Source organism: Arthrobacter pascens, from assembly GCF_017052465.1.
GTDB lineage: Bacteria > Actinomycetota > Actinomycetes > Actinomycetales > Micrococcaceae > Arthrobacter > Arthrobacter pascens.
The window spans coordinates 175,844-200,174 of the sequence record NZ_JAFHKT010000143.1 but is presented as its reverse complement, the minus strand read 5'-3'; the positions used below and the strand labels follow the sequence as shown (position 1 = coordinate 200,174).

The window sequence follows — 24,331 nt, the reverse complement described above, 5'->3', positions numbered from 1 at the left end:
CGTGTTCTACTCCATGTTCGGCTTCCAGCGCACCGGCGACGCCTTCTGGGCAGCCGCGGACCAGATGACCCGCGGCTTCATCATCGGCGCCACCGCCGGCCGCACCACCCTCACCGGTGAAGGACTCCAGCACGCCGACGGACACTCCCCCATCCTCGCCGCCACCAACCCGGCAGTGGTCACCTACGACCCCGCCTACGGCTACGAAATGGGACACATCGTCCGCGACGGCCTTGAGCGCATGTACGGTCCCGATTCCACGGACCGGAACCTGATGTACTACATCACGGTCTACAACGAGCCCATCACCCAGCCCGCCGAACCGGAAGAGCTGGACGTTGAAGGGGTCATCAAGGGCATCTACCTGCTGGCACCGGCCAAGATCGACGGCCCGCGCACGCAGATCCTTGCCTCCGGCGTCTCGGTTCCCTGGGCCATCGAGGCCCAGCGGATCCTGGCCGAGGACTGGGGCGTCTCCGCCGACGTCTGGTCCGTCACGTCCTGGAACGAACTGCGCCGCGACGGCATGGCCGCCGAGGAAGAGGCGTTCCTGAACCCCGGCCAGCCGGCACGGGTGCCGTTCGTCACCCAGCAGCTCGCCGGCGCCACCGGCCCGGTGGTTGCCGTCTCGGACTACATGAAGGCCGTCCCGGACCAGATCCGCCAGTTCGTCCCGAACGAGTTCGCCTCCCTCGGTGCGGACGGCTTCGGGTTCTCCGACACCCGCGCCGCGGCACGCCGCTTCTTCAAGAACGACACCCACTCCGTCGTGGTGCGTTCTCTGGAGATGCTGGCCCGCCGCGGTGAGGTTGACGCGCAGGCGCCTGCGCAGGCCATCGAGAAGTACCGCCTGCACAACGTCAACGCCGGCACCACCGGCAACGCGGGCGGCGAGTCCTAACTGTTGGTGGTTGAGCCTGCCGGAACCGGGTTTCGACAGGCTCAACCAGCGGATACCGCAAACGACGGCGGCCCTCACCGGAAGGTGGGGGCCGCCGTCGTCGTTCGGGTGCTTCTGCAGCGTTGTGACGCAGCGCAACCGCAGTTGTAGCCTTTACACAAAATGGAGCTTGCACGTCAGGCACCGTATGCTCGATGCATGCCCCAGCCAACCCCCGCCCCCGCAAAGCGCAAACCGGTGTCACGCAATACCACACCGGAGAAGACGGAGACCCTGAAGAAGCTCAGGGCGAGTGTTGGCCAGTTGTCCACCACCACCATGCGCCAGCTGGAGAAGTCCCTGCCCTGGTACACCCGGCTCAGCTCTGACGAGCGCTCCGCGCTGGGCCTTGTGGCCCAAAACGGCATCGCCGCATTCGTCACCTGGTACGAGCGTCCCAGCTCCCCCTCGTGGATCCTCACGGATGTCTTCGGCACAGCCCCCACGGAACTCACCCGCTCCATCAGCCTCCAAAAAGCCCTCCAGCTGATCCGGATCGTGGTTGAGGTGGTCGAGGACCAGGTCCCGGTGATCGCGCCGGAAGCCGACCAGCCGTCACTGCGGGAGGCCGTCCTGCGGTACTCACGCGAGGTGGCGTTTGCCGCCGCGGACGTCTACGCGAGGGCCGCCGAATCGCGGGGTTCGTGGGACACCCGGCTGGAAGCCCTGATTGTGGATGCCATCCTGCGCGGTGAAAACACGGACGCGCTGCGGTCCAGAATCGCTGCGCTTGGCTGGAAAGCCCAGGAACGCTTCACGGTGATGGTGGGGAATTCGCCGTCGGAACCCAGCGCCAGCTATGTCAGCGAACTTCGGCGCACCGCCGGCCGGTACGCGGAGGACGCCCTGGTGGGGATCCAGGGCGACCGTCTCATCCTGATCCTCGGTGGCGTCCATGACCGTGAAACGGCGTATCTCAAACTGAGCGAAATGTTCGCGCCGGGTCCCGTGGTGTACGGCGCCGAGGCGAATTCCCTGCTGGAGGCCAGCGGCTCTGCCCAGTCCGCGTTCGCGGGACTCACCGCAGCGCGGGCCTGGCCGTCCGCCCCGCGGCCGGTGGCAGCCGACGACCTGCTGCCCGAGCGCGTGATCTCCGGGGACGATGCGGCTCGCCGGTCGCTCGTCAAAAACATCTACCGTCCCTTGCTGGCGGCGTCCAACGGGCTGGTGGAAACCCTGGGCACCTACCTGGAACTGGGCCATTCGCTGGAGGCAACCGCCCGCGAACTTTTCGTCCACGCCAACACCGTCCGTTACCGGCTCAAGCGGGTTTGTGACGTGACCGGCTGGGACCCCCTGCTCCCGCGGGAGGCCTTTGTGCTTCAAGCGGCCCTGGTCGTGGGCCGGCTTTCGACCCCGCCCAAGGCCGCCGCAGAGCGCCAGCCTGGGCGGAATCACAACTGAACCGTTGTAGACTTCCTACAAACTGACCCAGTGAGCTTGGTGTACGCAAACACCCTTGGTTCACGCGGTAATTTGGAAAGCTGGTTACGTGCTTGCAATCGTCTGCCCTGGACAGGGCTCACAGACCCCCGGTTTCTTGGCCCCTTGGCTGGAACTGCCTTCCGTAGCAGGCCATCTGGCCTCCCTCAGCGAAATCGCAGGCATTGACCTCACGGCGCACGGGACTACCTCGGATGAGGAGACCATCAAGGACACTGCCGTTGCGCAGCCCCTGATCGTCGCAGCCGGCCTTGTGGCCGCGAAGTCCCTGTTCGACGTCGAACTCAGCTCCCTGCCGGTCATCCTGGCCGGACATTCGGTGGGCGAGATCACGGCCTCGGCACTGGCCGGAGTGCTCACCGAAAAAGAAGCCATGACCTTCGTCCGTGAACGCGCCAACAGTATGGCCGCGGCCGCCGCCGTCACCCCCACCGGCATGAGTGCCGTGGTAGGCGGCGACCCCGCAGAGGTGCTGGCCGCCATCGAGGCAGCCGGCGCCACCCCTGCCAACGTCAACGGGGCAGGCCAGACCGTCGCCGCCGGTACGTTCGACCAGCTCAAGGCCCTGGCGGAAAACCCGCCGGCCAAGGCCCGGGTCATTCCGCTCAAGGTGGCCGGGGCGTTCCACACCTCGCACATGGCACCGGCGGTGAGCGCCCTCGAAGCGCTGCGCCCGGAGCTGCAGCCGCAGGCACCGACTGTTCCCCTGCTGTCCAACTTTGACGGCCAGGAAGTCACCGACGGCACTGCCGCCGTGGACAGCCTGATCGCCCAGGTGTCGCGCCCTGTCCGCTGGGACCTCTGCATGGAATCACTGGCGCAGCGCGGCGTCACCGGCGTCATTGAACTGGCACCCGCCGGCACGCTGGCGGGCCTCGCCAAGCGCGGGATGCCCGGCGTCAAGACCGTGGCAGTGAAGACCCCGGAAGACCTGTCCGCAGCCCTTGCATTATTCGCAGAACTGGAGGGACAGGCATGAGCGTTCCCACGCTGAAGCAGGCACCCATCAACGAGCACACCCGGATTTTCGGTGTCGGTGCCTACCGCCCCGATGTGGTGGTGACCAACGAGGACGTCTGCCAGTGGATTGATTCCTCCGATGAATGGATCCGGCAGCGCACGGGGATCATCACCCGCCACCGCGCCCCTGCCGACGTCAGCGTGATCGACATGGCTGAAGGCGCCGCTCGCGAGGCACTCTCGAAGGCCGGCATCGAGGCCTCCCAGCTCGGAGCCGTGATCGTCTCCACCGTGACGCACCCCTACGCCACGCCCTCCGCGGCCGCGAGCCTTGCCGACCGGCTCGGCGCGACGCCCGCCCCGGCGTTCGACATCTCGGCCGCCTGCGCCGGCTACTGCTACGGCATTGCCCAGGGTGATGCGCTGGTCCGCTCCGGCACCGCAAAGTACGTGCTCGTGGTGGGGGCCGAGAAGCTGTCCGACGTCATCGACAACAGCGAACGCACCATCTCCTTCCTGCTGGGTGACGGCGCCGGCGCCGTCGTCATCGGCCCGTCCGAGACACCGGGAATCGGCCCGTCCGTCTGGGGTTCCGACGGCAGCAAGTGGGATGCGATCGGCATGACCCACTCCCTGCTCGATGTACGCGAGTACTCCGCGGCGCGCTCGGGGTCACTCGTTCACGCGGGTCCGCCCCAGGGCAGCGCCCTCAGCCCGGAAGAAGCGGCTGTCAGCGACGCCGCCATCTGGCCCACGCTGCGCCAGGACGGCCAGACCGTCTTCCGCTGGGCCGTCTGGGAAATGGCGAAGGTGGCACAGCAGGCCCTCGATGCAGCGGGCGTCCAGGCCGAGGACCTCGTGGCCTTCATTCCGCACCAGGCCAACATGCGCATCATCGACGAAATGGTCAAGAAGCTGAAGCTGCCCGAAACGGTCACCGTGGCCCGCGACATCGCGGAGGCCGGCAACACGTCAGCGGCGTCCATCCCGCTGGCCACGCACCGGCTGCTGCAGGAACACCCCGGCCTGAGCGGCGGCCTCGCGCTGCAGATCGGCTTCGGCGCGGGCCTGGTATTTGGCGCCCAGGTTGTAGTCCTTCCGTAGGAATCCCCCATACCAAGCCGCAACCGCGGTTTGCCCCGTTTCCGGCAGCCCCTGCCGGCAATACAAGAAAAGGAGCCATCAATGGCTAGCAACGAAGAGATCCTGGCCGGACTGGCTGAAATCGTCAACGAAGAGACCGGCCTGGCCCCCGAGGCTGTCGAGATGGACAAGTCCTTCACCGAGGACCTGGACATCGACTCCATCTCCATGATGACCATCGTCGTTAACGCTGAGGAGAAGTTCGGCGTGCGTATCCCCGACGAAGAGGTCAAGAACCTCAAGACCGTGGGCGACGCTGTCAGCTTCATCGCCGGCGCACAGGCCTAAAGCAGGCTCCAGCCGCACACCGGCTGAATCTCGGTTGGCCGGCCCGCATTTCACTGCTGCGGCCGGCCAGCCGATGCACCACCACAGACTTTTCGAAGACCCCCTCGCACGCCGCCGATGCAGGCCTCCGGCCAAGAAGCACGGGACAGGCTCGCGCACCGACAGAGAGTGATCCCATGACACGCAAAGTAGTCATTACCGGGCTGGGCGCCACCACGCCCATCGGGGGCGACGTACCCACAATGTGGCAAAACGCGCTGAAGGGGGTTTCCGGCGCCCGCACGCTGGAGGACGACTGGGTCGCCAAGTACGAGCTTCCCGTTCACTTCGCCGCCCGCTGCTCCACGCCCGCCCTGGACGTGCTGAGCCGCGTTGAGGCCAAGCGCATGGACCCCTCAACCCAGTTTGGCGTCATTGCGTCCCGCGAGGCCTGGGCCGACTCCGGCATCACCGAATTCGACCAGGACCGCCTGGCAGTGGCCTTCGCCACCGGCATCGGCGGCGTCTGGACCCTCCTGGACGCCTGGGACACTCTGAAGGAGAAGGGCCCCCGCCGGGTCCTGCCCATGACTGTCCCCATGCTCATGCCCAACGGTGTTGCCGCCGCGGTGAGCCTTGACCTCGGCGCCCGGGCCGGCGCCCACACGCCCGTCTCGGCGTGCGCCTCCGGCACCGAAGCCCTGCACCTGGGCCTGGACCTGATCCGCTCCGGCAAGGCCGACATCGTCATGTGCGGTGGCGCCGAAGCCGCCATCCACCCGATGCCGCTGGCCGCGTTCGCTTCCATGCAGGCCCTCTCCCGCCGCAACGATGATCCCCAGGGCGCCTCCCGGCCCTACGACATGGGCCGTGACGGTTTCGTCATGGGTGAGGGCGCCGGCGCGCTCGTGCTCGAGGCGGAGGAGCACGCCCTGGCCCGCGGTGCACGGATCTACGCCGAACTCGCCGGCACCTCCGTGACGGCCGACGCCTACCACATCACGGCGCCGGACCCGCAGGGCCTCGGTGCTACCCGGGCGCTGAAGGCGGCGATGTTTGACGGCCGCATCCAGGCCGAGGACGTCGTCCACGTCAATGCGCACGCAACCTCCACGCCTGTGGGCGACAAGCCGGAATACACCGCGCTGAAGGCCGCCCTGGGCGGCCATGTCGACAACGTGGCCGTATCCGCCACCAAGTCGCAGATGGGCCACCTGCTTGGCGCTTCCGGCGCCGTCGAGGCCGTCCTCACCGTCCTGGCGGTGCACGAGCGCAAGGCCCCCCTGACGATCAACCTTGAGAACCAGGATCCGGAGATCCCGCTCGACGTCGTCACCTCCTCCCGTGACCTGCCCGCCGGAGACATTGTGGCACTGAGCAACTCGTTCGGCTTCGGCGGCCACAACGCCGTCATCGCTGTCCGCAGCGTGTGATTGCTGAATGAATACCGAAGAAGCCCCCGCCGGTCGGCGGGGGCTTCTTCGTTGCTATGGGGAATGGCGGGTCAGCCGACCTGGTGCAGCCAGCGGACGGGTGCACCCTCGGCTGCGTGCCGGAAGGGCTCCAGTTCCTCGTCCCAGGCCTCGCCAAGGGCAAGGGAGAGCTCGTGGTAGACAGCGGACGGGTCGCCCGCCCCGGACTCGTAGGCGTAGCGGATGCGGTCCTCGGAGACCATGATGTTGCCGTGGACGTCCGTTACGGCATGGAAAATTCCGAGTTCCGGCGTGTGGGACCAGCGGCCGCCGTCTACGCCCTGGCTGGGTTCCTCGGTCACTTCGAAGCGCAGATGTGCCCAGCCCCGGAGGGCAGACGCCAGCTGCGCACCTGTCCCCTGCGCGCCGGTCCAGGAAAGCTCCGAACGGAACATTCCGGGCGCGGCAGGCTGAGGGGTCCACTCAAGATCTGTCCGCTTGTCCACGACAGATCCAATGGCCCACTCAACATGAGGGCACAGTGCGGTAGGCGCCGAGTGAATAAAAAGCACACCGCGGGTCATTACAACAGACATTCCATCCTCCATAGCTGTAGGTACGTCTTCCCCAACGACCTGCATGGATGGATATCTGCTGCTCCGGGCGCCGCGTGGTGCCTCGAACTCCTGCCAATCTATGAAAGTGTTGCCGGGCTTGCAAGACGGCCAAAGGCTTGAAGCACAACTTGAAAGTTGCCGGACTTGGCTCTTATTGTGCCGTACCTCGCCTAATTACGCCAGTGGGATTCGGCGCGCCGTGAAGGCACGCCGACGGCGGCCGCAGCCTTACGCCCTCGGGTGCGCCTGCTGGTAGCTCTTACGGAGGCGGTCGACCGAGACGTGGGTGTAGATCTGCGTAGTGGCCAGGCTGCTGTGCCCCAGGATTTCCTGTACCGCCCGAAGGTCGGCCCCTCCGTCGAGCAAGTGTGTGGCCGCCGAGTGGCGCAGCGCATGGGGACCGGTGGCGGCGGTGTCCCCCAACGCTTCAAAGAGGCCTTTGACAACGCTCCGCACCTGGCGCTGGTCCACGCGGCCGCCCCGCACGCCCAGGAACAGCGCAGGCCCGCTGCCTGCGGCCACGAGCTTGGTGCGGCCCCGGCGCAGCCAATCGTCCACGGCGAGCGCGGCCGGCAGTCCGTAGGGAACCGTCCGTTCCTTATTGCCCTTGCCGAGGACACGGAGGGTTCTGCGGTCGGGGTCGAGGTCATCGATGTCGAGACCGGCAAGTTCACCGACGCGGAGGCCGGTGGCATAAAGCAGTTCAACCATGGCCCGGTCCCGCAGCGCCATCGGCGAGCCGTCCTGCGCTGCCTCGTTCAGCTCGGTGAGCAGCCTGACCAGCTGCTGCTGCTGCAGCACCCCCGGCAGCGAGCCTTCAACCTTCGGCGCCTTCAGGCGCAGGGCCGGATCCGTTTCAATGAGTTCCTCCCGGAGCGCCCAGGCGGTGAAGGTCCGGGCAGTGGCCGACCGGCGTGCCAAGGTGGAGCGGGAGATGCCGGCTTCACTCTGGGCGCCCAGCCAGCGCCGCAAGGTTCCGAGCTCAATCTCCGCGAGCTCGCGGGCTCCCTCCGCTGCAGCGTGTTCCAGCAGGCTTCCGAGGTCGGAGAGGTACGCGCGCACAGTGTGCGCCGACCGGGCACGCTCACCGGTCAGATACCGGCCGAAGCTGCTGGCCGCTTCAGCCAGCGCCGGCGGCAGTTCCACTTTGTCCACGATCTCACTTTCCCAGCAATCGGCGTGCCGTCAAGGATCCGTCGCGGCGAGCCGCGGTGGGGTTCGCCGGGTCAGCCGGCATTTTTGGACCGCTTCCAGCCGCCGTTGCGTGATTCGGCGAGTCCCAGCAGGCCAAGCCTTCCGAGTCCGGCCCGCACAGCTTCCGGGGCAAGACCCGCCACGGTGCAGAGTTTCTCCACTGAGCTGGTGGACCGCAATGGCAGGGCATCCAGCAGGATCAGGTCCTCCAGCGTCAGCCCGTCATGGACTGCACTGCTGCCGTCCCGTGGATCAGGCAGGAAGTCGCCGCTCGGTGCGGCGAGTTCGGCGACGTCTCCGGCGTCCGTCACACATATGGCGCCGCCATCACGCAACAGCCGGTGGCATCCGGCGGAGTTGGCGCTGTGGACGGACCCCGGCACCGCGCCCACAGCCCTGCCCAGGGACTCCGCATGGTGCGCCGTGTTCAGCGCTCCCGACCGCCATCTGGCCTCGACAACAACCGTGACCGAGGCCAAGGCTGCGATGAGCCTGTTTCGCTGCAGAAAACGGTAGCGTGTGGGCGCGGATCCGGGCGGCACCTCGGCGAGGACCGCACCCTGGTTCGCCACGGCTCGAAGCAGGTCCTCATTCCCCGACGGGTAGAAACGGTCCACCCCTCCGGCCATCACGGCGATTGTCGGCATTGACTCCGAGCTGCCTGCCAAGGCCGCCCGGTGCGCATGCGCATCAATTCCATAGGCGCCTCCGGAGACCACGGTGAAGCCCCGCTGCGCCAGGGCATAGGCAAGGTCCCCGGTGACAGCCGCTCCGTAGCTCGTGCTGTCCCGGGAACCGACCAGCGCGATCGACTTTGCGGCAGCGGGAAGCTCCTGCTCTACTCCCCGCCACCACAGGCAGATCGGTTCGTGGATGCCGAGATCCCCCAGCTGGTCGGGCCAGAGGTCGTCTCCAGGAATGATCAGCCGGCCTCCCAGCCGCTGCATGGTGGCCAAATCCCGTTCAGGGGCGAGGTCCGGGACCCTGGGTGCCCACCGTTTGAGGGCCGCGCCCAATCCCGCCCAGGATGCCGTCGAGCTGTGTTCCGCCAGTACACCAGTGAGTTCCTGTTCAAGTGCGGGACCGTAGCTCAACTGCCCGGTGGCAATGCCCAGCGCATCCAACGCGCCCGCCACCTGCACCAGTGCCAGTCCCGCCGAGTCCTGAGGTTCCATCAGCCGGGACAGGGCGGCCCGCGCGAGTCTCTCGTTATGCACGTTCGGTCCCTTTCACGCGGCTGCCGAAGCAGCCTGCCGGAGGCTGAGAGCCTGGCCGATGTCATTGAGGTCCGGACGTTCCCGGCCGCCAAGGTCTGCGAGGGTCCACGCTAGCACCTGCATGCTAGTTTTGCATATGTGAAAGCAATCATTTATCTCCGCATCAGCGACGACCGTACCGGCCTGCAGCTCGGCGTCAGCCGGCAACGCGAGGACTGCGAGCGCAAAGCCGCCGAGCGCGGCCTGACAGTCGCAGCCATCGAAACCGACAACGACCTCAGCGCCTACAGCGGCAAGCGCCGCCCCGGCTTCGAGAACGTCCTCAAGTCCGTCAAGACCGGGAAGGCGCAGGTGGTTATCGCCTGGTCACTGGACCGGCTGCAGCGCAACCGCCGCGACGAGCTGCGCCTCTATGAGGCCTGCCGTGACCAGGGCGCCCAGCTCGCCCTGGTCAACGGCGCGGACCTCGACTTCTCGACGGCGGCAGGCCGCTTCGTCGCCGACGCGCTCGGCAGCGTGGCCCGCATGGAGGTAGAGATGAAGTCCGACCGGCAGCGTCGCGCCGCCCAGCAAGCCGCTGCAGCCGGCAAGCGCGCTGGAGGCCGGCGCCCATTCGGTTACGACGCCGACGGCATGCAGGTTCGCCCGGCAGAGGCCGCGGCCGTCGCGGCCGGTTTCGAGTCTTTCCTCGCCGGCATGCCGCTCGGAGAAATCGCGCGCGTCTGGAACGAGCAAGGATTCGTCACCGGGCAGGCCCGCCGCGGAGCGAACGCCGGCCAGCCTTCGCCCTGGACGCGCTCCAGCGTCCGCGACGTGCTCAGCAACCCCCGGTACATGGGTAAACGTGCCCACAAGGGCGAGATAGTCGCCGACGCGCTGTGGCCTGCCCTTGTTCCCGAGGAAACGTGGCAGGCCGCCCAGGCGATCCTCACCCACCGCTCCGGGCAGGTCACGCCCAACGCCGCCAAGTACCTCCTCTCCGGCATCGGCAAGTGCGGCGTGTGCGGTGGCAACGTCCACGCCGGAGCCAACGCCCGCCGCGGCGTCCGCGGATACCGCTGCGCAGAGAGCACCGGCCACTTCGCACGGAAGGCCGAGCCCGTCGAAGAGTACGTCGCCCAGGTCATCGCAGCCCGGCTGTCCCTGCCAGACGCCGGCCACCTGCTCACGGACTCCACCAAGGCAGACCTCCCCCAGCTGCGCGCCGAGGCCACCGCGCTCCGCCAGCGCCTCAACTCCCTGGCAACGGACTTCGCAGACGGCGAGCTGACCGCCCAGCAGCTCCGCGCCGCGACCGCCCGCATCAATGAGAAGCTTGCCGCCGCCGAGCATGCCATGGCCGACGCCGGCCGCGTCGACGTCCTCGGCCCGCTCATCAAGACCAAAGACGTCCGCGCCGCATGGGACACCCTTCGAACCAGTCAGCGGCGCGCCGTCATCGACATCCTCGCCACCGTAACCCTGCACCCGCCAGGGCGGGGAACCCGCACCTTCAACCCCGACACCGTCTCTATCGAGTGGAAGCTCGCCTAACCCTGCCCGGCAGAAACTAACCCCGACACGCTAGAAATTGGCGCAAAGTGGCGTAACTAGTCTCGAAGAGTTGTTAATGTGTAGTCAGAGCAGCCCCCGCAGCGAAGTCCGAGCGCGAAGCACGGCGGGCGAAGAAACCAGAGCAGTGTAAAGGCACCATCCGCATCACGTGGGTAAGGCAGTGGACTCGGACCCGTCCTGACTCCCCCGGAGCCGCGGCAGTTTCAAGACTGCCCGGAGGCTCCCCTTGCCATCCCAAACAGAAGAGCGATTGCTCACGGTCCGCGAAGCGGCCGAATACCTCAGGGTCACGCCCGAAACCGTGCGCCGCCGTGTCCGCTCCGGCGACATCCCCGCATGCAAGCTCGGCCAACGCGCCGTCCGTATTCGCCGCGCCGACCTGGACAACATCATCGCGCCGGCAACCGACCTCGAAGCGCACATAGCCGGCGTCGTCGCCGCGGCCCCGCCGCTCAGCCCCGAGCAGCGCGACCGGCTCGCCATGCTCTTCCGCCCGGCAGGCGGTGTTACCGCGTGAGCCCGGACATGGAAAAGCCCCCGGCAGCAACCGAGGGCCCTCAAACCAGTACAACAACAACCAGGAACATTGTATCCGTCCACGGCCTCGGCGGCGCGGAACAACCCGAGCTGAACACCCTCAACGGCGCCACCATCCACACCCACGGTGCCGCACCAGCGGCCGAGGCCGCGCAGCCCCAGCTCGCCCAGGAAGGCGCACAGATCCACCGCGGCCAAGTCCGCATGGCCTACCTCCTCGCCGACGCCGCCAAAGACCAGCTGCTGCACGTCCACGGCCTCGGCTGGCACCACTGGGACGGCAGGTGCTGGCAGGAGGACCGCACCGGCCACGCCAAGCGCGCCGTCCTGCACGTCCTCGCCGAGGCCTACCGCCTCTCACCCAACAACCCGGACATGCTCCAGGACATCCGCAAATGCGAGACGGCCAACGGCATCGACGGCGTCCTCAAGATCGCCGCAGCGCTACCAGAGTTCGCCATCACCGCCGACCAGCTCGACGCTGACCCCTACCTGCTCAACGTCGCCAACGGCACCTTGGACCTGCACACCATGCGGCTGCACCCGCACAGCCCCGCCAACCGCATGACACGCTGCGCCAACGCCGCATGGAACCCCGCAGCGGCCGGGCCCGTCTGGGACGCGTTCCTCACCCGCGTACTGCCCGACGCCGACGCCCGCAGCTTCCTGCAGCGCTACGCCGGACTCGCGCTCGCCGGCAAAGTCCTCGAGCACGTCCTCGCCATCCTCACCGGTAAAGGCCGCAACGGCAAAGGCGTGTTCTACCAGTCCCTCAGCGCCGCCCTGGGCAACTACGCCGCCACCGCCGAGCCCGACCTGTTCATGCACCGCGAAGGCGCCCACCCCACCGGCGAAATGGACCTGCGCGGCCGGCGCTGGGTAGTCGTCTCCGAGTCCGACAAGGACCGCCGGCTAGCCGAGGCCACCATGAAGAGGCTCACCGGCGGCGACATGATCCGCGCCAGACGCCTCTACCACGACTTCACGGAGTTCACGCCCTCGCACACGGCGGCGCTGGTCACCAACCATTTGCCCAAAGTCAGCGGAGACGACGCCGCCATCTGGGCCCGCATCCGCGTCATACCATTCGACGTCGTCATCCCCGCCGAAGAGCAGGACCCGCACCTGCCCGAGAAGCTGCAGCTGGAGATGGACGCCGTCCTCGCCTGGGCAGTCGCCGGCTGGCAGGGCTACCAGCAGCACGGCCTCGCCGAACCGGCCGCAGTCCGCGCCGCCACCGACAACTACCACCGCGATGCCGACGCCCTGGGACGGTTCATCAGCGAGGAATGCGAGACCGGCCCCGAGTACTCATCACTCACCGAGCCGCTGCACCAGGCATGGAGCCAATGGGCAGCAGCCGAAGGGCACCCGCCCATGAGCAAACGCGCCTTCGGCATCCAGCTGGAGCAACGCGGCTATGAGGCGAGGAAAGGCACCGGCGGAGTTCGCATCCGCGCCGGAATCCGTCTCCAGCCACTCACCGGACTCAGCGCATTCGCAGGCTCGAATGGCTATTAGTGGCGCAAGTGGCGTGGCAACTGTTTCTTTCTACGCGTGCGGGTAAAGAAAAGTTCCTTAAGCCATGCCACTAACGCCACTCCCCTCAAAAAATCCCCGAAAACTCAAGGAATTCAGCATGACAACCACGCAAGCCAGCCTCAACACCCTCACCATCGAAGGCGTCCTGATCACCAAGGACATCGCCAAGCAGCTCGACGAGCTCCGCTTCGAGCACCGTGATCGCTTCCAAGCCATCGGCCGGATCCGCTCCGGCATCGACCACGGCAACCCCGGCATCGAACTCATCGGCAAGGACAACGCCACCGGCGCCCTGGTCCGCATGTGGCACCTCACCAAACCGCTTTGGACCCCGCGCTACCAGGACAATAAGTTCCTCCCACCGGAAGGCGACGGGCTCGACGACGTCCGCCAGACACTCACCGACGCGTACAACCGGCTCCAGCTGATCGTCCTCCCCAAGGATGGCCGGCCATGACGGGCAAGACAGTCCCCGACTCCCGCCGCTGGTGGAGGCGCGAAGCCCGCATGCAGACAAAGAAGCGAGAGTACCTGCAAGCGGACTATGACGCCGTCGAAACAGAACTCAAGCAGCTCCTCGCCGAACGCGAGCGCTGCACCTGCCAAGCACGGACCGGAGGCCAACAGTGATAGACCTCACCACCCTCGGCGCCGGTGCCAGCGGCGAGCGACCAGGCGCACAGTTGCACCGACCCGAGCCGCCCAGGGAACGCCGGCCGGCGCCGACCGTCAGGGCCTCCGAACTTGCCTACGCAGCCAGGGAAGCCATCCGCGACGTCCTGCCCGCCGAGTGGCAGACCCTGCCCGACGGGACCAGCACCGCGGCAGTCCTCGCCGGCACCCTCGCCAACCACTACGCCGACAAACAAGACCAGCAAGCCCGCCTCATCGCCGAAGCCAAACAGGAAGCCCAGCCATGACACCAGAACAGGAAGCAGCGTTCGCGCTCATAAGCCAAGTACTCGAACGCCCCGGCTCCCTCACGGACGCCCATGTCATCACCGCCGCCATGGACTCCGAGGACCCGCAACAGCGCCAGCTCGACATCGCCAAAGCCCTGGTCACCATCAGCGCCGGCCTCATGGACAGCATGGCCGAAGGGCACCCAGACGGCGGCCTACTCGTCCTCGCCCTGGTCCTCGAAGCCTTCGCCAACCCCAGCTGAAAGGAAACACGATGCCACGCCGCAACACCACCAAGCGCCGCACCCGGCCCATCCCCGCCGAGCTGCCCGCCGCCCCGCCGCCGAGCTACGCGCAGATGGCCCGCAGCCTCGTCGAACGCGGCCTCCGAACGCACATCATCCTCGAAGCCCGGGGGGCGGACCTCAGCACCATCGACGCCACCAACAACCAGAAAGGCAACTAACCATGTCAACGAAAACCAAGGCACTCCCCATCTCCACCATCATCGGATCAGACAAGAACCTCAGCAGGTACGCCACCGTCCTCACCGGCCCCGAGACGGGCGCATTCGACCTGCCCGGCGCACTCATCAACGACGCGCTGCGCGTGTACCGCATCGACCAGGCATACGCCACCATCCCCGCACCCACCGAACGCTCAGAGCACGAGCTGACCGAACTCATCCTCGCCCGCGCCGGAGACGACAAACCCGAATGGCCAACAGGTGATGAGATCCTGGAGGAGCGCCGCCGCAACGAAGCCCACCGTCTCCTGCTCCACGCGATGGAGACGGCGAGGGAACAGGCAGTCCGCAGCGTGTTCAACCACTTCACCAACGACGGCGCTGACGGTATCATCACGAGCTACCTCAGGCCTGCGCACGACGACGTCCTCGCCCAGGCCCGGACCATCGTGAAGTCCAAGCCCAACGCGGGCGAGGACGTCGAACTGCAGCTGCTCGCCGACAGGTATGGCCGCATCCGTCAGGCACACGCCAGCCTCACGGCCAAGCGAGTGGAGCAGGACTACCGCGGTTCCTTCTCTATCGCCAAGAACTACCTGTCTCTGGTCGGATACAAGGCCGGCTCGCACGGCATGATCCCGCCCATGCCGGGCGCTGCCAGCACCGTCGATCGCCTCGTGTACCTCGTGTCCACGCCGGGCCTTGAACCGTGGCTGCCGACGCCCTCGGAGCAGGAGACGGAGTGGCTGCGCTTCCACGAGGCCACCCTTCCCCGCCTGCACCCGCTGAAGGGCCGGCAGACGGTCTAGGCAGGAGGCAGGCCGGCCGCGCCCCCAGGGGGGTGACCCCCAAAGGGCGCGGCCGAAATGACCGCCGGAGAGAGTCTTACACACCGCCGCAGGATAGACCTTTTTGATCAGCGGCCCCACAAAAACCGCGAATTTCGCGGCGGTGTGAAGGATGCTCTCCGGCGGTCCCTGCCGCAGAGTCTCTAGGGGGTCACCCCCCACGGCTCAGAACACGGGATCCCCGTTCCGCCCAGGCTCGTTCGGTAGAATAGGGGCATCCCACAACACTTACTTAGTGATGGGATTTTTTATGGCAACGAGAAGTATCAGCATCGAGCTGGAGGCGAAGGTCTCCGGCTTCATGTCCGGCCTCAGGACGGCGGGCAAGGCCGCTGAGGACATGGGCAGCAAGCTCGCCAAGTTCTCCAAAGACAACGAGCAGCACATGGACCGCGTCGGGCGCGCCGGGATGGTCATGGGCGCGGGTCTGCTGGCCGGCGTTGCCCTCGCGGTGAAGGCCGCCAGCGAATTCGACTCGGCTATGTCCGAAGTCCAAGCCTCCACCCATGAGACAGCCGGCAACATGGACCGGCTCCGCGAAGCCGCCATCAACGCCGGCGCTGACACGTCCTTCTCGGCGAAGGAAGCCGCCCAGGGCATCGACGAGCTGGCGAAGGCCGGCGTCTCCACCAAGGATGTCCTAGCCGGTGGTCTGAAGGGGGCACTGTCGCTGGCCGCAGCCGGCTCCCTGGCAGTCGGAGAAGCTGCCGAAATCAGCGCTACGGCGCTCACACAGTTCAAGCTGCAGGGCAAGGACATTCCCCACGTCGCGGACCTCCTCGCCGCCGGCGCAGGCAAAGCCCAAGGGTCAGTGGAGGACATCGGCGGGGCGCTGAAGCAGTCCGGGCTGGTGGCCTCCCAGTTCGGCCTCAGCCTTGAGGACACGACAGGCACGCTCGCCGCGTTCGCCTCCGCCGGCCTCGTCGGCTCGGACTCCGGCACGGCCCTGAAGACGATGCTGCTGAAGCTGGCAGCGCCCGCTGGTGAGTCCGCTGACAAGATGGCAGAGCTCGGCATCGCCGCGTACGACTCCAAGGGCGCGTTTGTCGGCGTTACCAGCCTCGCGGGACAGTTGCAGGACAAGCTCGGCGGCCTGACTCAGGCGCAGCGCGATTCCGCCCTGGCGACTATCTTCGGGACCGACGCTATCCGAGGCGCGAACGTGCTTTACGAGCAGGGCGCAAAGGGCATCGGCGACTGGATCGACAAGGTCAACGAATCCGGCTACGCAGCTGTGACGGCGTCGATCAAGCAGGACAACCTCGCCGGCGACATTGAGAAGCTGGGCGGCTCGTTCGATTCCCTGCTGATCAAGAGCGGGTCCGGTGTCTCCGAGTCACTGCGCGGTCTGGTGCAGGGTGCCGAGGACCTGGTGGACGGCCTCGGCAAGATCCCCACCCCGGCACTGAACGCAGGCCTCGGCATCGCCGGCATCACCGGGGCCGGCCTGCTGCTCGGCGGCGCGTTCATGACCATCCTGCCCAAGGTCGCCGACTTCAAGGACTCCCTGGACCAGATAGCCCCGAAGGGCTCCAAAGCGGCCAGTGTCATCGGCGGCGTAGGCAAGGCAGCGGGAGTCGCCGCCGGCGCCTTGGTGGCTTTGCAGGTCGCCGGGGCAGTCTTCGGTGAACACGACACCAAGTCAGCGGAGGACTTCGGGCAGGCCCTGCTGAAGGTCGCCAACTCCGGCAAGGACATCGACCCTTCCGGGCTGGACAGTGTCTTCCAAGGCTGGAACAAGCTGTTCAGTGCCGACGTCGTCACCAATGTGAACGGCATGTCCGACGCTGTCCGGGAGCTGACCAACCAGGACTTCAACGACTGGATGAATCTGAACCTCGCCGACCCGCTGAACCAGCTGGTCAACATGCCCAAGACCCACATCGGGCAGGTCACCGACGAGTTCAAGAGGCTCGGCGACGAGATGGGCAACCTCACCAAGAACGGCGGCGCGGACACTGCCGCGCAGTCCTTCAAGCTGCTCACCAGCGAGTTCGAGAAGAACGGGAAGAGCGCCCAGGACGCGCTGAACGCAGTTCCCGGCTACAAGGACGCCCTGCAGGGGCTGGCCAACGAGGCCGGCGTCGTCGTCGAAGGCCAGGACCTCCTCGACTTCGCCATGGGCAAGGTCCCCGCCTCGATGGGCGCCGCCACCAGCGCCGTCCAGAGCTACACCGACGCCACAGGCCAGGTTGTTCCGATCACGCCCGAGGTGCAGGAAGCGCTTGACGAGATTGGCGTGTCTGCCCAGGGTGCTGCAACCGACCTAGAGAAGTTCACGGCGGCCTTGTTCGCTGCGGGCCTTTCCAACTTGAGCGCACGCGAGGCCGAGGCGGCTCACGAGGCGGCAATCGACGCCACGGCGGGTGCTATTGAGGAAGCCACCGCTGCCATCGCAAAGCAGTATGAGGCGCAGGGCTACGGGGCGGAAGCCGCAAAGGCCATGGCCAAGGAGCAGATGGGGCTCGGCGCGGCGCTGAACAAGTCCAAGACGGACTTCGACCGGACGACCGACGCGGGCCGGATCCTGAACGCCCAGTTCCAGTCTGTCGCCCAGACGGGCATGGCTGAGATAGAGGCGAAGGCCAAGGCAGGCGCTGGCATGCCCGAGCTGCAGCAGAACCTCGTGGACACCTTCAACGCGATGAAGAAGACCGGCGAAGGCATGGGCCTCACGGGCGCCGCTGCTGACGCGCTGGCCCGCGATGTCATGGACATCCCGCCCAAGGCCAACATCAACACCTGGATGTCCGATGCGGCCAAGCGCATGGCTCAGGAGACGGGTGCTGCCGTAGATGCCGTGAATGGCAAGACGGCCAATATCTACATCACCACCCACCGCGCCGAGATCATTACAAGCACGCGTTCCGACTCGGTGCAGAACAACGGCGGCGGCAAGACCAAGGGGCCGCAGGCTTTCGCCGTCGGCGGGGCCGTGGCCGGGCCGGGCACGGACACATCCGATTCCATCCTCGCCCTCCTGTCTGACGGCGAGCATGTCTTGGACGCTGACGACGTCCGCAAGATGGGTGGCCAGGCTGAGGTCTACCGGTTCCGGCGGATGCTCGACGCCGGCATACTGCCCAAGTTCGCCGCCGGCGGGGCCGTGTCAGCGGCAGCTAAGCGGCGGCTGGCTGAGTTGAAGAAATCAGCCGCCTACCGGGCCGAGCAAGCCGCGGAGCTGCGCCTGGACGATGCCCGAGGGGAGTCCTACCGGACTGTCGCCGGCGGGCTGTCCTCGGCATACTCGTTCTCCGACCGGCTGCGCACGGTGGCCAACAGCGGCAACCTTCCTTCCCAGCGGGGAACGCTGCTGCAGCGGGCGAACTGGTCTGACCAGATGCTCCGCGGACTGTACGCCCGATCCGAGCGGCTGGGCAAGTCCCTGGAGACGGCGAAGCAGCGCATGGAAGACCTCACTCAGGTCCGGGATACGGTCGCCGGCACGCTCTCGGGCGAGTTCAGCATCGGCGGCGCGATGAAGGCCACGAGCCCTTTCTCGGAGGTGACCGTGGGCGGGATACGCGGCGCCGGACAGGCCGCCCTGGGACGAATCCGTGCCTTCGCCGGGAAACTGCAGCGGCTCCAGCAGATGGGCTACTCCGGCGCGATCCTCCAGGAGATCGCTGGCCTCGGCACAGCGGAGGGCGGCGCCGCCGCGGATGCGCTGCTGAAGGGCAGCAAGGCCGACGTCCGGGACCTCAACGGCGTGTACACCGCTATTGACTCCGCTTCCAACGCGGCCGGCACCTACGTCACGAACGCCATGTACAAGGGCGGGGTCAACGCCGCCGCAGGGCTGGTGAAGGGCCTGCAGTCGCAGGAGAAGGCCATCGAACAGCAGATGCTGAAGATCGGCCTTAGCATGGAGGCCGCACTGAAGAAGGCCCTCGGCATCCGCTCCCCCTCGAGGAAGGCCGCGGCGATCGGTGACAACTTCACCGGCACGCTCGCCGCGCGGCTCGAAGCCGGCAAGGGTAGCGTTGCCAAGCAGGCGAGCGCCCTGGGCGATGCCATGAGCGTCGTCCCGAAGGTCTACACACCGGCCACGTCCTACCGCCCAATCCCTGCCTCGGCCGCGCAGGGGCCCATGGCGATGACGGGCACACTCGTGATGGACTCCGGCGAGATCCTCGGAGTGTTCAACGGCGTCGCCACGCAGGTGGCCCGCTCGGAGATCCGCAGCGCGGACGCGAGTTCCCAGTACGTCCGGCCCGGCCGCCGGTAAGGTTTGCGGACCCATCACCCGCAAAGCAGAGAGCCCCGCATCCGTTGCCAGATGCGGGGCTCTCTTGTGCCTGTCTACAGGTCTGCGACGCGCTCCAGCACGCCTCGCAGGTCTGCAGCCAGCTTCCTTGCCTCATCGACTGTCATGCCTTCGGAGTCGCCGACGTAGACCAGGAAACCCTCTTCCGGCGTCCAGGTGGTTTCGACGTCGCCCGCGGCCGGGCCCTTGTGGATGTTCCCGCCGACGGTGGCTGGGATGGTGAAGCCGGCTGGTGCTGTGGTGGTTGTCACTGGTTGTCCCCCTGGTTGTTGTTGATTACTGCGATGCTCTCCGGATGCCATTGCTGGCGAGTGCCGTCAGGTAGCGTAACCCAGATTCCGTGCCTGCTTACGCGCCATACCTTCCCCTCCGGCCCGTCCGTTGTGCCGTACATGCCAACGAACTTGACCCGCCGGCCAGCGAACTTCGCTTTGAGTTCTTCGAGGTCCACGTACCCTCTCCCCCTGCTTTCGTAACGTATGCAATTTACGTGTACACCGTAGCCGCAGCACGCGGTCGTAGCCGCGTGCTGTGAGGACGCCCCGTGCGAGCGACTGATCCAGGATGCGCGTGGTGGTGGGCGCAAGCCTGAACTCCCCGCGCAGGATCCTGCCGGGAACCTGCGAGTTCGTTTCCATGCCCAGACCGCCAAGCCGCTGCAGCTGGCGCCGCCTGGCCGCCCGCACCCGGCCGGCGACCGTTGCGGTGTCTTCCTCGCCACCTGCCTGGCCGAAGTCTGCCAGCGAAACGCGCTCGACCTGCAGCTGGATATCGACCCGGTCAAGCAGCGGCCCCGACAACCGCGCCAGGTACCGGCGGCGCATCATGGGAGTGCACATGCACTCGATGCCCTTGCCCGATGCCTTCCCGCAGGGACACGGGTTGGCGGCAAGAACCAGCTGGAAGCGGGCGGGATAGGCGGCGGTTCCCGCGGATCTGTGGATCACCAGCTCGCCGCTCTCCAGCGGCTGGCGGAGTGCATCGAGCACCCCGCGTTCGTATTCCGGAGCCTCGTCCAGGAACAAAATTCCACGGTGGGCCCGTGATGCGGCGCCGGGCCGCGGCAGTCCCGTGCCGCCGCCGATGATGGCAGCGGACGTCGCCGTATGATGCGGACTCTCGAACGGCGGGCGCCGCACCAGCTGCAGCGATGACGATGGCAGCGCGCACAGCGAATGGATCGCGGTCACCTCCATGGCCGCGGTGTCACCCAGATCGGGCAGCAGCCCCGGCAGCCGTTCGGCCAGCATGGTCTTTCCCGCACCCGGCGGCCCCGTGAGCAGCAGATGGTGGGCCCCGGCCGCGGCCACTTCCAGCGCCCTGCGTGCATCTCCCTGGCCGGCGACATCGCACATGTCAGGGACTGTGCCAGGCGTGCGGCCGGCTTCTTCGTTTGCCTCCTCGTCCTCCGGTTCGAAGTCAAGGGCCAGCTCCTGGGGGTCTGCGCCTAAATCGAAAGCGAGCCGAGCGAGGGTTTTGTAGCCCTGTACCCGTGCGCCGGGTACCAGCTCCGCCTCAGCAGCGTTCGCCTGAGCCACCACGATGTCCGGATAGCCTGCCTGGACAGCGGCCATCACGGCCGGGAGGACACCGCGGACGGGCCGCAGCCGGCCGTCCAGGCCGAGCTCGGCGATGAATACCGTGCGGCCGGTTGTCCTGATGTCACCGGCGGCACACAGCGCGGCCATGGCAATGGCAAGGTCGAAGCCCGAGCCCCTTTTCGGCAGGGACGCCGGGATGAGGTTCGCCGTGATTTTCCGCCGACTCAGCGGGATTCCGGAGTTCTGCGCCGCGGAGCGGATCCGTTCCTTGGCTTCGTTGAGTGAAGCGTCCGGCAGACCCAGGATCACAAAGGCCGGCAGAGTCTGGCCGATGTCGGCCTCGGCCTCCACGATGTAGCCGTTCAGCCCCACCAAGGCCACGCAGTACGTTCTTCCCAGGCCCACCTACCCCACCCCCGGGAGGTGCTCAAGGGTCGGCTCGCACACGCCGTCGTCCAGCACCGCAATCACGTCCACGCGGCGCAGCGGCATCCGGAGCTCGTGGTCACGGCACCAGGCCGATCCCAGCCGGTGCAGCCGTGCAAGCTTGTCCCGGCTTACCGCCTCGAAGGGGTGCCCGAAGGCGAGGGAGCGGCGCGTTTTCACTTCGGCAATGACCAGGGCGTCGCCGTCGAGCGCAACAATGTCGATCTCGCCCTCGCGGCAGCGCCAGTTGCGCTCCACGATGAGCATGCCCAGCGATTCCAGGTATTCCGCCGCGAGCTCTTCCCCGCGCCGGCCAAGCAGGTCTTTGGCTTTCATTTTCTACCTCCGCAACCAGACTGCGGGGGCGGCGCCGGCGCCAAAAGACGCCGATCGCGCTATGTGGGAAAAGCGGCGGAACGGACCACTGTGCAGGAGGAGTCGGTCAGTTGCCCAGGTCGGCGTCCTTGGGCAGGGCCAGCTCCTCGTTGCGCGGCAGCTCCTCGACGTTGACGTCCTTGAAGGTGATGACGCGGACGCTCTTCACAAACCGGGCGGAGCGGTAGACGTCCCAGACCCAGGCATCCTGGAGCGTGAGGTCGAAGTAAACCTCGCCGTCGGCGCTGCGTGCCTGCAGGTCCACGTGGTTGGCGAGGTAGAAGCGGCGCTCGGTCTCAACCACGTAGCTGAACAGCCCGACGACATCGCGGTATTCACGGTAGAGCTGGAGCTCCATGTCGGTTTCGTAGTTTTCAAGATCCTCGGCACTCATGGTTCCATCTTGCACCATGCGGCGGGCGCCTGCGCACACGGGACCGGCGCACCGGGGCCTCGGCCCCCGCATTATTCGGCCAGCAGATTCCAGCTGACGCGGTGATACGGGGTGGGTCCGGAGACCCGGATGGCTTCCCGGTGCGCCGCCGTGCCGTACCCCTTGTTGACGTCCCAGCCGAAGGCGGGGTACTCAACGTGCAGCTCCTGCATGGTCCGGTCCCTTTCCACCTTGGCCAGAACGCTCGCCGCGGCCACGCTCAGGCACTGCATGTCCGCCTTGACCAGCGTGTGCACCGGTGCATCGCAGCCCGGATCGACCGTCACCTCGTCAAACAACGAGGGCTGCACGGCGGGCGACAGCCAGTTATGGCTCCCGTCCAGCAGCACCACATCCGGCGTAATGCCGGTGCCGAGGATGTCGAACCACGCCCGGTTGCCGGCGGTCCTCAGCGCCCCCATGATGCCCAGTTCGTCGATCTCCCGGGCAGTGGCATGCCCCACTGCCGACGCAACGCTCCAGGCCCGGACCAGCGGGTCCAGCCGTTCCCGGTCGGCGGCCTTGAGCAGCTTGCTGTCCCGGACATCCGCCAGCAGCTCCATCCGCCGCAGGTCAACGACGGCTATTCCCACGCTGACCGGACCGGCCAGGGCGCCGCGGCCTACTTCATCGACGCCGGCCAGGAACCGCGCTCCCCGGGGGAGGAACCGCTTCTCGTAGTCAAGGGTGGGTGCAACGGACATCGCTAGCCTTCCGGGGGAACGCTCTTGAAGACGTCCGGATAGTTGTCCAGGCCCGCCCAGCGGTTCAGCGGCCAGGCGATGACGGCGGCCTTGCCCTCGACGTCGGCAAGGTCCACGAAACCGCCGTTGGAGTCCATGTGGGCCCGGGAGTCGGCGGAGTGGTTGCGGTTGTCCCCCATGACCCAGACCTTGCCTGCCGGGACCACGACGTCGAAGTCGCGCACCAGCGGCACCTCGGCAGGGTTGACGTACTTTTCATCCAGCGGGGCCCCGTTGACGGTGATTTTGCCGTCGGCGTTGCAGCAGGCCACGTGGTCGCCCGGCAGTCCGATGACGCGCTTCACCAGATGCTGCTCCGAGTTGTCCGGAAGCAGCCCAACAAACGTCAGGCCGTCCTCGACCCAGGTGAACGGGCCATCCACTTTCTGCGGCGCCGGCGGCAGCCAGCCCTTGGTGTCCCTGAACACCACCACGTCGCCGCGCTCCAGGGCGAACGGCTCCGGAACGAGGAGATTGACGAAGATGCGGTCGTTGACGTCCAGCGTGCTGACCATGGATTCCGACGGGATGTAGAAGGCCCGGAACAGGAACGTTTTGATGAGGAAGGAGAGGACGACGGCGATCACCACCACCGTGGCGATCTCCTTCAGCCACAGCAGGAACGGGTTGCGTGGCGGAGCGGGCTCCTTCCCGTTGCCTCCGGCAGACACAGCCGGAACGGGCTCACCCAAAGCATGCCTTCCCTGCCTGGCAGCAGCCTGCCGCGGCTCGGAAGTCCCGGGATCGTTCTCCGGCATTTACTGTCCGTCCTTCGTCGTTGTAGTGGCCACCTGGGGCGGCCGTGCCACTGAGGCAAATCTATCAAGCGGCCAGATGATCTGTACCGGCCGGCCGATCACCTTGTCCATGCGCACCATGCCCCCGCCCGGCGCCCCCAGGAGGCTGCGGGAGTCGGCCGAGACCGAGCGGTGGTCGCCCAGCAGCCAGAGCCGTCCCGCCGGCACTGACACACTGAATTTTTGGTCGCTGGGCGCATCTCCCGCATGGACATAGGGTTCCACGATCGGCTGGCCATTTACTGTGAGCCGCTGTTGGGCGTCACAGCACACGATGCTGTCGCCCGGCAGCCCGATGACGCGCTTCACGTACGTGGTGTCGCTGCCCATAACCCCCAGCCAGTGTCCGGCGGAGGACAGTGCCTCCGCCAGCGGACCCGCGCCGGAGTGCAGCGGCGCGAAGGAACCGCGGCCGTCGAACACCACGACGTCGCCGCGGCGGATCGGCGCCGACTGAAAATCGGTGCGGGACACCAGTATCCTGTCGCCGGTATTGAACAGCGGTTCCATGGAGGCCGAGGGAATGAAATAGACATCCAGCCACAGTGAACGGACCAGACCGCTGACCAGGACGGCGAGGGCGAGCGCCAGAAACACAAAACGCCAGCCCGGTTTCCCTGGCTGGCGTTTCGTGTGGTCCATGATCCGTATCCTGTGGCGCTGTTGCGGATGGCTCCGGCGCTGGCCGGATACGGGTCAGGGACCCG

The 24,331-nt window shown here is 66.9% G+C and carries 26 protein-coding genes; 16 read left to right on the top strand and 10 right to left on the bottom strand.

The features are described from left to right. The 6 genes from JYA52_RS14005 to JYA52_RS13980 form a co-directional block, all read left to right on the top strand. A partial coding sequence (locus JYA52_RS14005) for a transketolase-like TK C-terminal-containing protein (protein WP_443623172.1) occupies positions 1–901 on the top strand: 901 nt, incomplete at its 5' end. Positions 902–1,099: 198 nt separating this feature from the next. Then, a complete protein-coding gene (locus tag JYA52_RS14000; RefSeq protein WP_205653773.1) occupies positions 1,100–2,344 on the top strand; it encodes a PucR family transcriptional regulator in 1,245 nt (414 codons plus the stop codon). 88 nt (positions 2,345–2,432) lie between these two features. Next, positions 2,433–3,362, top strand: coding sequence for an ACP S-malonyltransferase (locus JYA52_RS13995; protein ID WP_205653772.1), 930 nt, complete (start codon positions 2,433–2,435; stop codon positions 3,360–3,362). Continuing rightward, positions 3,359–4,447, top strand: coding sequence for a beta-ketoacyl-ACP synthase III (locus tag JYA52_RS13990; protein ID WP_205653771.1), 1,089 nt, complete (start codon positions 3,359–3,361; stop codon positions 4,445–4,447). The genes JYA52_RS13995 and JYA52_RS13990 overlap by 4 nt, the downstream gene beginning before the upstream one ends. Positions 4,448–4,528: 81 nt before the next feature. Then, positions 4,529–4,774 (top strand): acyl carrier protein, encoded by a 246-nt coding sequence (locus JYA52_RS13985; protein ID WP_205653770.1) that lies wholly within the window; start codon positions 4,529–4,531, stop codon positions 4,772–4,774. A 176-nt stretch (positions 4,775–4,950) separates the two neighbouring features. Next, positions 4,951–6,186 (top strand): beta-ketoacyl-[acyl-carrier-protein] synthase family protein, encoded by a 1,236-nt coding sequence (locus tag JYA52_RS13980; RefSeq protein ID WP_205653769.1) that lies wholly within the window; start codon positions 4,951–4,953, stop codon positions 6,184–6,186. Positions 6,187–6,257: 71 nt separating this feature from the next. Here JYA52_RS13980 and JYA52_RS13975 read toward each other — a convergent pair whose 3' ends face one another. The 3 genes from JYA52_RS13975 to dprA form a co-directional block, all read right to left on the bottom strand. Beyond that, entirely contained in the window at positions 6,258–6,761 is a 504-nt protein-coding gene (locus tag JYA52_RS13975) for a DUF3145 domain-containing protein (protein WP_205653768.1), read from the bottom strand. A gap of 249 nt (positions 6,762–7,010) precedes the next feature. Next, positions 7,011–7,937 (bottom strand): tyrosine recombinase XerC, encoded by a 927-nt coding sequence (locus tag JYA52_RS13970; RefSeq protein ID WP_205653767.1) that lies wholly within the window; start codon positions 7,935–7,937, stop codon positions 7,011–7,013. Between the two features lie 71 nt (positions 7,938–8,008). Continuing rightward, positions 8,009–9,151: a DNA-processing protein DprA gene (gene dprA / locus JYA52_RS13965; RefSeq protein ID WP_205653787.1), complete on the bottom strand. Its 1,143-nt coding sequence runs from the start codon at positions 9,149–9,151 to the stop codon at positions 8,009–8,011. 180 nt (positions 9,152–9,331) lie between these two features. Here dprA and JYA52_RS13960 point away from each other — a divergent pair, with 180 nt between their 5' ends. From JYA52_RS13960 to JYA52_RS13915, 10 genes are all read left to right on the top strand, one after another. Beyond that, positions 9,332–10,726, top strand: a complete 1,395-nt coding sequence (locus JYA52_RS13960) for a recombinase family protein (protein ID WP_205653766.1) — start codon at positions 9,332–9,334, stop codon at positions 10,724–10,726. A gap of 247 nt (positions 10,727–10,973) precedes the next feature. Continuing rightward, positions 10,974–11,264, top strand: a complete 291-nt coding sequence (locus JYA52_RS13955; protein WP_205653765.1) for a helix-turn-helix domain-containing protein — start codon at positions 10,974–10,976, stop codon at positions 11,262–11,264. Next, positions 11,261–12,805, top strand: a complete 1,545-nt coding sequence (locus tag JYA52_RS13950; RefSeq protein WP_205653764.1) for a DNA primase family protein — start codon at positions 11,261–11,263, stop codon at positions 12,803–12,805. Before JYA52_RS13955 ends, JYA52_RS13950 begins: the two co-directional genes overlap by 4 nt. A gap of 118 nt (positions 12,806–12,923) precedes the next feature. Beyond that, positions 12,924–13,283: a hypothetical protein gene (locus tag JYA52_RS13945; protein ID WP_205653763.1), complete on the top strand. Its 360-nt coding sequence runs from the start codon at positions 12,924–12,926 to the stop codon at positions 13,281–13,283. Then, entirely contained in the window at positions 13,280–13,456 is a 177-nt protein-coding gene (locus tag JYA52_RS13940; protein ID WP_205653762.1) for a hypothetical protein, read from the top strand. The genes JYA52_RS13945 and JYA52_RS13940 overlap by 4 nt, the downstream gene beginning before the upstream one ends. Further along, positions 13,453–13,746, top strand: coding sequence for a hypothetical protein (locus JYA52_RS13935; RefSeq protein ID WP_205653761.1), 294 nt, complete (start codon positions 13,453–13,455; stop codon positions 13,744–13,746). Before JYA52_RS13940 ends, JYA52_RS13935 begins: the two co-directional genes overlap by 4 nt. Beyond that, positions 13,743–13,991, top strand: coding sequence for a hypothetical protein (locus JYA52_RS13930; protein ID WP_205653760.1), 249 nt, complete (start codon positions 13,743–13,745; stop codon positions 13,989–13,991). Before JYA52_RS13935 ends, JYA52_RS13930 begins: the two co-directional genes overlap by 4 nt. 11 nt (positions 13,992–14,002) lie before the next feature. Next, positions 14,003–14,194 (top strand): hypothetical protein, encoded by a 192-nt coding sequence (locus tag JYA52_RS13925; RefSeq protein WP_205653759.1) that lies wholly within the window; start codon positions 14,003–14,005, stop codon positions 14,192–14,194. A gap of 2 nt (positions 14,195–14,196) precedes the next feature. Beyond that, positions 14,197–15,003 carry a hypothetical protein gene (locus JYA52_RS13920; protein ID WP_205653758.1) on the top strand — a complete coding sequence of 269 codons (807 nt, stop codon included), beginning with the start codon at positions 14,197–14,199 and terminating at the stop codon, positions 15,001–15,003. A 289-nt stretch (positions 15,004–15,292) separates the two neighbouring features. Next, complete coding sequence (locus tag JYA52_RS13915) at positions 15,293–19,270, top strand: phage tail tape measure protein (protein ID WP_205653757.1); 3,978 nt, start codon at positions 15,293–15,295, stop codon at positions 19,268–19,270. Positions 19,271–19,344: 74 nt separating this feature from the next. Here the strand turns inward: JYA52_RS13915 and JYA52_RS13910 are convergent, their stop codons facing one another. The 7 genes from JYA52_RS13910 to lepB (JYA52_RS13880) all read right to left on the bottom strand — a co-directional run bounded on the left by JYA52_RS13910 (position 19,345) and on the right by lepB (JYA52_RS13880) (position 24,266). Next, positions 19,345–19,560, bottom strand: a complete 216-nt coding sequence (locus JYA52_RS13910) for a hypothetical protein (RefSeq protein WP_205653756.1) — start codon at positions 19,558–19,560, stop codon at positions 19,345–19,347. A gap of 66 nt (positions 19,561–19,626) precedes the next feature. Further along, positions 19,627–21,255: a YifB family Mg chelatase-like AAA ATPase gene (locus JYA52_RS13905; RefSeq protein ID WP_307869371.1), complete on the bottom strand. Its 1,629-nt coding sequence runs from the start codon at positions 21,253–21,255 to the stop codon at positions 19,627–19,629. Further along, on the bottom strand, positions 21,256–21,612 hold the full coding sequence (locus JYA52_RS13900) for a YraN family protein (RefSeq protein ID WP_205653755.1): 357 nt from the start codon (positions 21,610–21,612) through the stop codon (positions 21,256–21,258). It lies immediately after the preceding gene. 106 nt (positions 21,613–21,718) lie between these two features. Then, a complete protein-coding gene (locus tag JYA52_RS13895) occupies positions 21,719–22,045 on the bottom strand; it encodes a DUF2469 domain-containing protein (protein WP_205653754.1) in 327 nt (108 codons plus the stop codon). 71 nt (positions 22,046–22,116) lie between these two features. Further along, entirely contained in the window at positions 22,117–22,788 is a 672-nt protein-coding gene (gene rnhB, locus JYA52_RS13890; protein WP_205653753.1) for a ribonuclease HII, read from the bottom strand. A 2-nt stretch (positions 22,789–22,790) separates the two neighbouring features. Beyond that, positions 22,791–23,585, bottom strand: coding sequence for a signal peptidase I (gene lepB, locus JYA52_RS13885; protein WP_205653752.1), 795 nt, complete (start codon positions 23,583–23,585; stop codon positions 22,791–22,793). Further along, entirely contained in the window at positions 23,586–24,266 is a 681-nt protein-coding gene (gene lepB, locus JYA52_RS13880) for a signal peptidase I (RefSeq protein WP_205653751.1), read from the bottom strand. Positions 24,267–24,331 lie beyond the last annotated feature (65 nt).